Source organism: bacterium, assembly GCA_036524115.1.
Taxonomy (GTDB): domain Bacteria; phylum JAUVQV01; class JAUVQV01; order JAUVQV01; family DATDCY01; genus DATDCY01.
Genome location: DATDCY010000097.1, coordinates 1 through 9,277, shown reverse-complemented (window position 1 = coordinate 9,277; position 9,277 = coordinate 1). Strand labels below are relative to the sequence as shown.

Here is a 9,277-nt window from a genome sequence, read left to right as displayed (position 1 = left end):
CCCGCGCGCGGATTAGCGGCCCGGCCCCCGCCTCCCGGTCCGCCGCGCGCGACCCGCTCGCGGTCCGCCTCCTGCTGACGGCCGCGGCGCTGGCGGTCGTCGCCCTCTTCCTGGTGCTGCCGCTGGCGGTGGTCTTCGCCGAGGCCTTCGCCAAGGGCGCGGGCGCCTTCTGGGAGGCGGTGCGCGACCCCGAGACGCTCTTCTCGGTGCGGCTGACGCTGACGGTCACGGCCATCGTCGTCGCCGCGAACCTCGCCTTCGGCCTGGCGGCGGCCTGGGCCGTCACCCGCTTCCGCTTCCCGGGCCGCCGGCTGCTCTCCTCGCTGATCGAGCTGCCGCTGTCGATCTCGCCGGTCGTCTCGGGCCTGGTCTTCATCCTGCTGCTCGGCGACGCGGGGATCCTCGGCCGGCACTTCGCGGCCCACGGCGTCAAGATCATCTTCGCGCTGCCGGGGATCATCGTCGCGACGCTCTTCGTGACGCTGCCCTACGTCGCGCGCGAGCTGATCCCGCTCATGGAGGCCGGCGGCTCGCAGGAGGAGGAGGCCGCGCTCACCCTCGGCGCGCGCGGCTGGCAGATCTTCCGGCGCGTGACGCTGCCGAACATCTCCTGGGGGCTGCTCTACGGGATCGTGCTCGCCAGCGCCCGGGCGCTCGGCGAGTTTGGCGCGGTCTCGGTCGTCTCGGGACACGTGCGCGGCGAGACCACCACGGTGCCACTGCAGGTCGAGATCCTCTACAACGAGTACCACTTCGCGGCCGCCTTCGCCGTCGCCTCCCTGCTCTCGCTGCTGGCGCTCTTCACGGTCGCGGTGAAGAAGCTGCTGCAGCGGCGGGTCGCGGCAGGCCGCTCCGGCGGGGCCGCGGCCGCGGGAGGTGTCGCGTGAGCATCGAGGTCCGCGGGGTCACGAAGATCTTCGGCCAGGTCACGGTGCTGCGCGACATCGACCTTCAGGTGCGCTCGGGCGAGCTGGTCGCGCTGCTCGGGCCGTCGGGCTGCGGCAAGACGACGCTGCTGCGCATCGTCGCCGGCCTCGAGGCCCCCGACGCCGGCACGGTGCGCGTCTCGGGCGAGGACACGGCGGCGCTGGCCGCGCGCGAGCGCCGGGTCGGCTTCGTCTTCCAGCACTACGCGCTCTTCCGCCGCATGTCGGTCTTCGACAACGTCGCCTTCGGGCTGCAGGTGCGGCCGCGGCGCGAGCGCCCCTCGAAGGAGCACATCCGCTCCCGCGTCATGGAGCTGCTGCGCCTCGTGCAGCTCGAGCGCTTCGCCGACCGCACGCCGGGGCAGCTCTCGGGCGGCCAGCAGCAGCGCGTGGCGCTGGCGCGGGCGTTGGCCGTCGAGCCGAAGGTGCTGCTGCTCGACGAGCCCTTCGGCTCGCTGGACGCGCGCGTGCGCCGCGAGCTGCGCCTGTGGCTGCGGCGGCTGCACGACGAGCTGCACGTGACGAGCGTCTTCGTGACCCACGACCAGGAGGAGGCGCTCGAGGTGGCCGACCGGGTCGTGCTCATGAACGCCGGGCGCATCGAGCAGGTCGGCACCCCCGAGGAGGTCTGGGAGCGCCCGGCCTCGCCGTTCGTCCTCGACTTCCTCGGCAACGTGAACCTCTTCCGCGGCCGCGTGCACCGGGGCCGCCTCAGCCTCGGGGACTACGAAATCGACGTCCCCGAGCACGCGGACATCCGCGCCTCGCACGCCGTCGGGTACGTGCGCGCCCACGAGATGGAGCTCGAGCGCGCCGACGGCCGGGACGGCGGGCTCGCGGCCACCGTGCTGCAGGTGCGCCGGCTCGGGCCCGTCGCGCGCGTCGACCTCCAGCGGGTCGACACCGGGGAGACCTTCGAGGTGGCGCTGACGGCGGAGCGCTTCGCCGACCTGGGCCTGGAGCGCGGCGAGACCGTCCGCGTGCGCCCCCGGCAGGTTCGCGTCTTCCTCCAGCAGCCCGACTGACGTCCTGGGCGACGGCTCCACAGCGACCGCGGCTAATCTGAGGGTGCGCACCCTTCTCTTCCATCACATCGGGTTGCAACCATTCGAATTTCCTCATACGATCCACCCACAGGTCCGGGCTCGGATCTCGCGGGCGTTCGCCGGCCGCGCGCCGAGGTCGACTGCACCAAGGTTCCGCCACTGCGCTCCGGGGAAGGGGGTGATTGGTATAGGCGTCGTGCTTTGAGCCTTGGATCGCCCTGCCGCTGGTCGGCTGCAGGATTGGATCTTCAGCCACCCGTCGCGGCCCCGCCGCCGGGTGAAACAGCCATCGGTTCCGAATGAGAAGGAGGACCGCATGCTGCGAAGGATCCTCGGGTCCGCTCTCGTTGCCACCATCTTCCTTGCAGGCGCTTTCAGCATCGCTCGCGCAGCCACCCTGAACGTTCCCTCCCAGTACAGCACCATCCAGGCCGCCATCGCCGCGGCCCGCAGTGGGGATAACGTCGTCGTCGCCTCCGGAGTCTATTCGGGTCCCATCTACTTCGGGGCAATAGCCATCACGGTTAGCTCCAGTCAAGGTCCTGAAAGAACGATCATCAAGGGTACCGCAAACGCCGCCGTCGTCACCTTCGGCGCCGACCAGGGTGCCGTTTCGACGTTGAGCGGCTTCACCATCATGAACGGCGGCGGAGCCAGTACCTACGGTGGAGGAATCGCCACGAGCGGTTCATCACCGGTGATCCAGAACTGCATTATACAAGGCAATCTCGCATTACGGGGCGGGGGCATCTACATGAATGGCGGCACCCCGACGGTGCTCGATACGCGCATCGTCGGCAACAGCACCGTCTCCATCCTCTCGAAAGGAGGCGGGATCTGCACGTACAACTCCTCCCCGCGCATCGAGCGGGTGCGGATCATCGGCAACAACACCGGCGACGCCGGAGGCGGACTCTTCCTGGAGGGCGGCTCTCCGGTGATCGTCGACAGCGTCATCAGCGACAACACCGCCGTTGGGCAGGGCGGCGGTCTGCGGGGCCGGTTCACGACGCTGCTGATCCAGGGCACCACGATCAGCGACAACAAGGCGGGCTACTCCGGCGGAGGCATCGATGCCCAGGACACCACACTGACCCTCGAGGATTCCACCGTCACGGGCAACCGGTCCGTCGCCGAAGGCGGGGGCATCTACGCGACGCCGACCGCAACCATCAGCGACTGCACCATTTCGGGCAACACCACCACGGGAGCCAGCGGCAGAGGCGGCGGGCTCTATCTGTGCGGAACGGTGACCGTGGCGCGCTGCCGCATCCAGGACAACACCGCCTACTCCGGCGGCGGCGGCATCGCGACGAACAATGGCCTGACGATCAGCGTCCGCGATTCCCTGGTGACCGGCAACGTCTCGACGACGGCCGCCGGCGGCGGCGTCAGCACCTTCGGGCCCAGCCCGGCGACTCTGGTCAACTGCACGGTCGCGGGCAACACCGCGGCGATCGGCGGCGGCGGGATCGCCTGTGTCGACGTGGGAGCGGGCATCGTCAACTCGATCCTTTGGGGCAACACTGCGCCGGGGACGCCGGACGAGGTCTATCTCACTCCGTACGCCACGCTGACCGCGCAGAACTCCATCGTCGAAGGCGGCTGGCCGGGAGCTTGGGACGTAGACCCCCATTTCAGCGGCATGGGGAACGATCCCTACACTCTCAGCGGCGTCGGTGTCCCACCCATCGACTCCGGGAGTAATGCCGACGCGGGCAGCCTGGATCTCCTGGGAATGAACAGAATCCAGGATGGCGATGGCGACGGCCTTGCGGTTGTCGACCTCGGGTGCTACGAATATGCGGCGCAATCGAGCACCATCACGATCGTCGCCGGCACCTACAATTACGTCACCAACGAACTGCATGTGGAGGCGACCACCCCCCTGGGGGCGATGGACTTCCTTGAGATTCCCGGCCTCGGGCCCCTGACGTGGGACGGTCAGACCGGCTTCTGGTTCATCACCGCGCCGGATGTGTTCACCCCGCCGCTGCAGGCTAGTGTCTGCCGCAGCCCGGGAGACTGCAGGGTGCTCCAGTAGCTCCACGATAAAGAGCGATCTGGGTGCCGCGACGCCGATGTCGCGGCACCCCTTCGCGCGCCGCCCTCCCCAAGGAATTGCCTATTCCCCCGAGTTCTGTTCTATACTTCCGGCCCATGCAGGAGATTCTGAAGAAGCTGGAGGAGAAGCGCGCCGGGGCGCGGCTCGGGGGCGGGCGGGCCCGCATCGAGGCCCACCACGCCAAGGGCAAGCTCACCGCGCGCGAGCGCATCGAGCTGCTCCTCGACGAGGGCTCCTTCGAGGAGTGGGACATGTTCGTGGAGCACCGCTGCACGGACTTCGACATGGGCGACAAGACGGTGCCCGGCGACGGCGTGGTCACCGGCTACGGCACGGTGCACGGGCGCGCGGTGTTCATCTTCTCGCAGGACTTCACGGTCTTCGGCGGCGCGCTCTCGGAGGCGCACGCCGAGAAGATCTGCAAGATCATGGACCACGCGATGCGCGTGGGCGTGCCGGTGATCGGCATCAACGACTCGGGCGGCGCGCGCATCCACGAGGGCGTCGTCTCGCTGGCCGGCTACGCCGACGTCTTCCAGCGCAACGTGCTGGCCTCGGGGGTCGTGCCGCAGATCTCGATCGTCATGGGGCCCTGCGCCGGCGGCGCCGTCTACTCGCCGGCGATGACCGACTTCATCTTCATGGTCAAGGACACCTCCTACATGTTCGTGACCGGCCCCGACGTGGTCAAGACCGTCACGCACGAGCAGGTCACGCACGAGGAGCTCGGCGGCTCGGTGACGCACGCCACGCGCTCGGGCGTCGCCGACGGGATCTTCGAGAACGATGTCGAGGCGCTGCTGCTGATGCGCCGCTTCCTCAACTTCCTGCCGCTGAACAACCGCCAGAAGCCGCCCGTGCTCGCCACGAACGACCCCGCCGAGCGCGTGGAGTGGTCGCTCGACACGCTCGTGCCCGACAGCCCGAACAAGCCCTACGACATCAAGGAGCTGATCACGAAGGTCCTCGACGACGGGGAGTTCTTCGAGCTCAAGGCCGAGTACGCGAAGAACATCGTCACCGGCTTCGGCCGGATGCAGGGCGCGACGGTGGGCATCGTCGCCAACCAGCCGATGGTGCTCGCCGGCTGCCTCGACATCAACTCCTCGGACAAGGGCGCGCGCTTCGTGCGCTTCTGCGACGCCTTCAACATCCCGATCATCACCTTCGTCGACGTGCCGGGCTTCATGCCGGGCACGGCGCAGGAGTACGGCGGCATCATCCGCCACGGCGCGAAGCTGCTCTACGCCTTCGCCGAGTGCACGGTGCCCAAGGTCACGGTCATCACGCGCAAGGCCTACGGCGGCGCCTACGACGTCATGAGTTCCAAGCACCTGCGCGGCGACGTGAACTTCGCCTGGCCGACCGCCGAGATCGCGGTCATGGGGCCGAAGGGGGCGGTCGAGATCATCTTCCGCAAGGACGCCGCGGACCCCGCGAAGCTCGCCGAGCGCACCGAGGAGTACCGGCAGAAGTTCGCCAACCCCTTCATCGCCGGGCACCGCGGCTACATCGACGACGTGATCCTGCCGCGGGACACGCGCACGCGGATCTGCCGCTCGCTGGCAATGCTGCGCGACAAGAAGCTGGAGAACCCATGGCGCAAACACGGCAACATCCCGCTGTGAGCGCGCGGTCTCTTTTCGCCATGGCGGCGTCGTTGTCTCGCTCGCTTGTGCGGCGTACAGACCGTACGCCTCCGCGCTCGCTCAACAGCCTCCTTGCCCTGACGAAAAAATCCTCGCGCGCTGAAGCCTGGGGTACCCCTTCGGGGAACTGCCGTGTTCGGTAAGATACTCATCGCGAACCGGGGCGAGATCGCCTGCCGCGTCATCGCGACGGCGAAGCGCCTCGGCATCAGGACCGTCGCCGTCTACTCCGACGCCGACCGCGACGCGCTGCACGTGCGGCTCGCCGACGAGGCCGTGCACATCGGCCCGCCGCCGGCCGCGCAGAGCTACCTGCTGGCGGACCGCATCATCGCGGCCTGCAAACAGACGGGCGCCGAGGCGGTGCACCCGGGCTACGGGTTCCTCTCGGAAAATCCGCGCTTCGCCGAGGCGCTCGCGGCCGCCGGGATCGTCTTCATCGGCCCGCCCCCGACCGCGGTCGCCGCGATGGGCGACAAGGTCACCTCGAAGAAGATCGCGGCGGACGCCGGCGTCAACGTGATCCCCGGGGCCCTCGACGTGATGCGCGACGCCGACCACGCCGTGGAGATCGCGCGCGCGATCGGCTACCCGGTCATGCTCAAGGCCAGCGCGGGCGGCGGCGGCAAGGGGATGCGCATCGCGCACAACGACCGCGAGTGCCGCGAGGGCTTCGCGCGCTCCTCCAGCGAGGCGGCCTCGAGCTTCGGGGACGCGCGCGTCTTCGTCGAGAAGTTCATCGAGCAACCGCGGCACATCGAGATCCAGGTCATCGCGGACGCCTACGGCAGCACGCTGTACCTCAACGAGCGCGAGTGCTCGGTGCAGCGGCGCCACCAGAAGGTGCTCGAGGAGTCGCCCTCGCCGTTCCTCGACGCCGCCACCCGCCGCGCCATGGGCGAGCAGGCCGTGGCGCTGGCGCGCGCCGTCGGCTACACCTCGGCGGGCACGGTCGAGTTCGTGGTCGACGCGCGGCGCAACTTCTACTTCCTCGAGATGAACACGCGGCTGCAGGTCGAGCACCCGGTCACCGAGTTCGTCACCGGTCTCGACCTCGTGGAGCTGATGCTGCTCGTCGCCGCGGGCGAGCGCCTGCCGCTGACGCAGGAGCAGGTGCGGCTCGACGGCTGGGCCGTGGAGGCGCGCGTCTACGCCGAGGACCCGTTCCGCAAGTTCCTCCCGTCCACCGGCCGGCTGGTGCGCTACGCGCCGCCGCCGACGGGCGAGGGCGTGCGGGTCGACACCGGCGTCTACGAGGGCGGCGAGGTCTCGATGTACTACGACCCGATGATCGCCAAGCTCGTCACCCACGGTGCGAGCCGCGACGAGGCCCTGCTGCGGCTGCGCACCGCGCTCGACCGCTTCGTGATCCGCGGCGTGCAGCACAACATCAGCTTCCTCACCGCGCTCGTGCAGCACCCCCGCTTCGTCGAGGGCAGGATCACGACGAACTTCATCGCCGAGGAGTACCCGAACGGCTTCCACCCCGGGGATGTGCCCCACGAGAACCCGTCGCTCATCGCCGCCGTCGCCGCAGCGATCCATCGGCTGCACAGCGACCGCGAGGCGACGGTCTCCGGGCAGCTCCCGGGGCACGAGCGCGTCGTGCCGGACGAGTGGGTGGTGCTCGCGGGCGGCGAGTCCGTCCCGGCGCGCGTCGTCGCGGTCCCCGGGGGCCACGACGTCACCTGGCAGGGCGCGCTCTACGCCGTGCGCAGCGACTGGCGCTTCGGAGAGCCGCTGTTCACCGGCACCGTCAACAACGCCCCCGTGGCCGTGCAGGTGGAGCGGCGCGGCATCGGCTACCGCCTCAGCCACTCGGGCTCGCAGTCCGACGTGCTCGTGCTCTCGCGGCGCGAGGCCGAGCTGCAGGCGCTCATGCCGCACAAGCCGCCCCCCGACCTCTCGCGCTTCCTGCTCTCGCCGATGCCGGGGCTGCTCGTGTCGATCGCGGTCGCGCCGGGCCAGGAGGTCAAGGAGGGCGAGGTGCTGGCGGTGGTGGAAGCGATGAAGATGGAGAACACGCTGCTCGCCCAGCGGGACGCGGTGGTGGCGGCGGTGCTCGCCAGGAAGGGCGACAGTCTCGCCGTCGACCAGCCCATCCTGGAGTTCAAACAGTAGCGTGACGGCCGCTGATAAGGGCCCATCTGCGGCGTTGCGCTCCTCCCGCCTCCCTGCGGCGGGCACCAGCCCGCCTCAGTCCGCGGTTCGTCCCGCGCCTTGCATCTGGACCCTTCTGAGCGGCCTCTCCGTACCGTGAATTCTGCATGTCTGTGCCGGGCCACGGCCCCGGGGGCGCCTGTTCACTTCCGTCTCGCCCTGCCACCTTCAATCGGCGGGAGCACTCATCAGCTGCTCGACTGTCAATGCGCCGGCCACCCTCAGCGGACACAGCACGCGGCCGGCGCATTATGACCGTTCACAGGCGCCCCCGGGCCGGCGCCCTCAAGACCGGTTCGGCTTGGGCCCGAGCGGGGGCGGGGCGGTGACGGGCGGACGCATAGCGGAGCGCTCGGGTCCCGCAGCGTTCGGGCCGGAGCGGCCCCGGAGGGGCGAAACCTGTTGTCTGAGCCCCGAAGGGGCGAGTTACAGGTTTCGAGCGGAGGACCGGACGGGCTGCGGTCGAGCGCGGAGCGAGGCGGCCGCACGGCACCGCCCCGGCCCCGCGAGCACGTGCACGTAGCGATGCGGGCTGGACGAGCTGAAGGGACAATGGACACGACAGATCAGTTGGCGGGCGACGTGCGGAAGGGCGACCGGCGGGCGCTGGCGCGCGCGGTCACGCTCGTCGAGTCCACGCGGGCGGACCACCGCGACGAGGCGGCGCGGCTCATCGAGATGCTCGCGCCCGCAGCCGGCGGCTCCTTCCGCATCGGCGTCTCCGGCGTCCCCGGCGCGGGCAAGTCCACGTTCATCGAGGCCCTCGGCCTGCACCTGATCGCGGAGGGCCTGCGGGTCGCGGTCCTGTCGGTCGACCCCTCCTCGCCCGCCAGCGGCGGCTCGATCCTCGGCGACAAGACGCGGATGGCCGAGCTCTCGCGCCGCCCCGAGGCCTTCATCCGGCCGAGCCCCTCCGGCGGGTCGCTCGGCGGCGTCGCCCGGCGCACGCGCGAGGCGCTGCTCGTGTGCGAGGCCGCGGGCTTCGACGTCGTCATCGTCGAAACGGTCGGCGTCGGCCAGAGCGAGACCGCGGTCGCCGGCATGACCGACCTGTTCGTGCTGCTCCTGGTCCCGGGCGGCGGCGACGAGCTGCAGGGGATCAAGCGCGGGATCGTCGAGCTGGCTGACCTCGTGCTGGTCAACAAGGCGGACGGCGAGCTGGCCGCGCCGGCCGCGCGCGCCGTCGACGCCTACCGGAACGCGCTGGGGCTGCTGCGACCGCGCACGCCCGGGTGGGAGGTCCCTGTCGAGGCGTGCTCGGCGCTGACCGGCGCCGGCATCGCGGCGGCCTGGGCGACGATGCGCCGCTACCGCGAGACGCTCGCCGCCGGCGGCGCCCTGGCCGCGCGGCGCGCCGAGCAGGCCGGCGAATGGCTCTGGAGCGAGACCGCCGCGACGCTGCTCGAGCGGCTGCGCTTCGACCCCGGGGTC

At 70.4% G+C, this 9,277-nt stretch carries 6 protein-coding genes; all 6 read left to right on the top strand.

Annotated elements, in window-relative coordinates; genetic code table 11:
- Nucleotides 1-11 precede the first annotated feature (11 nt).
- A complete protein-coding gene (cysW, locus tag VI078_04610; GenBank protein ID HEY5998568.1) occupies nucleotides 12-887 on the top strand; it encodes a sulfate ABC transporter permease subunit CysW in 876 nt (291 codons plus the stop codon).
- The gene (locus VI078_04605) at nucleotides 884-1,951 is read left to right on the top strand and encodes a TOBE-like domain-containing protein (GenBank protein ID HEY5998567.1); all 1,068 of its coding nucleotides are present in this window, start codon (nucleotides 884-886) and stop codon (nucleotides 1,949-1,951) included. The genes cysW and VI078_04605 overlap by 4 nt, the downstream gene beginning before the upstream one ends.
- A 337-nt stretch (nucleotides 1,952-2,288) precedes the next feature.
- Nucleotides 2,289-4,016, top strand: a complete 1,728-nt coding sequence (locus VI078_04600) for a right-handed parallel beta-helix repeat-containing protein (GenBank protein HEY5998566.1) — start codon at nucleotides 2,289-2,291, stop codon at nucleotides 4,014-4,016.
- A 116-nt stretch (nucleotides 4,017-4,132) separates the two neighbouring features.
- Nucleotides 4,133-5,665 (top strand): acyl-CoA carboxylase subunit beta, encoded by a 1,533-nt coding sequence (locus tag VI078_04595; GenBank protein ID HEY5998565.1) that lies wholly within the window; start codon nucleotides 4,133-4,135, stop codon nucleotides 5,663-5,665.
- 153 nt (nucleotides 5,666-5,818) lie between these two features.
- Nucleotides 5,819-7,807 (top strand): acetyl/propionyl/methylcrotonyl-CoA carboxylase subunit alpha, encoded by a 1,989-nt coding sequence (locus tag VI078_04590; protein HEY5998564.1) that lies wholly within the window; start codon nucleotides 5,819-5,821, stop codon nucleotides 7,805-7,807.
- Nucleotides 7,808-8,398: 591 nt separating this feature from the next.
- Nucleotides 8,399-9,277: methylmalonyl Co-A mutase-associated GTPase MeaB (meaB, locus tag VI078_04585; protein HEY5998563.1), on the top strand; the 879-nt coding region annotated here is incomplete at its 3' end.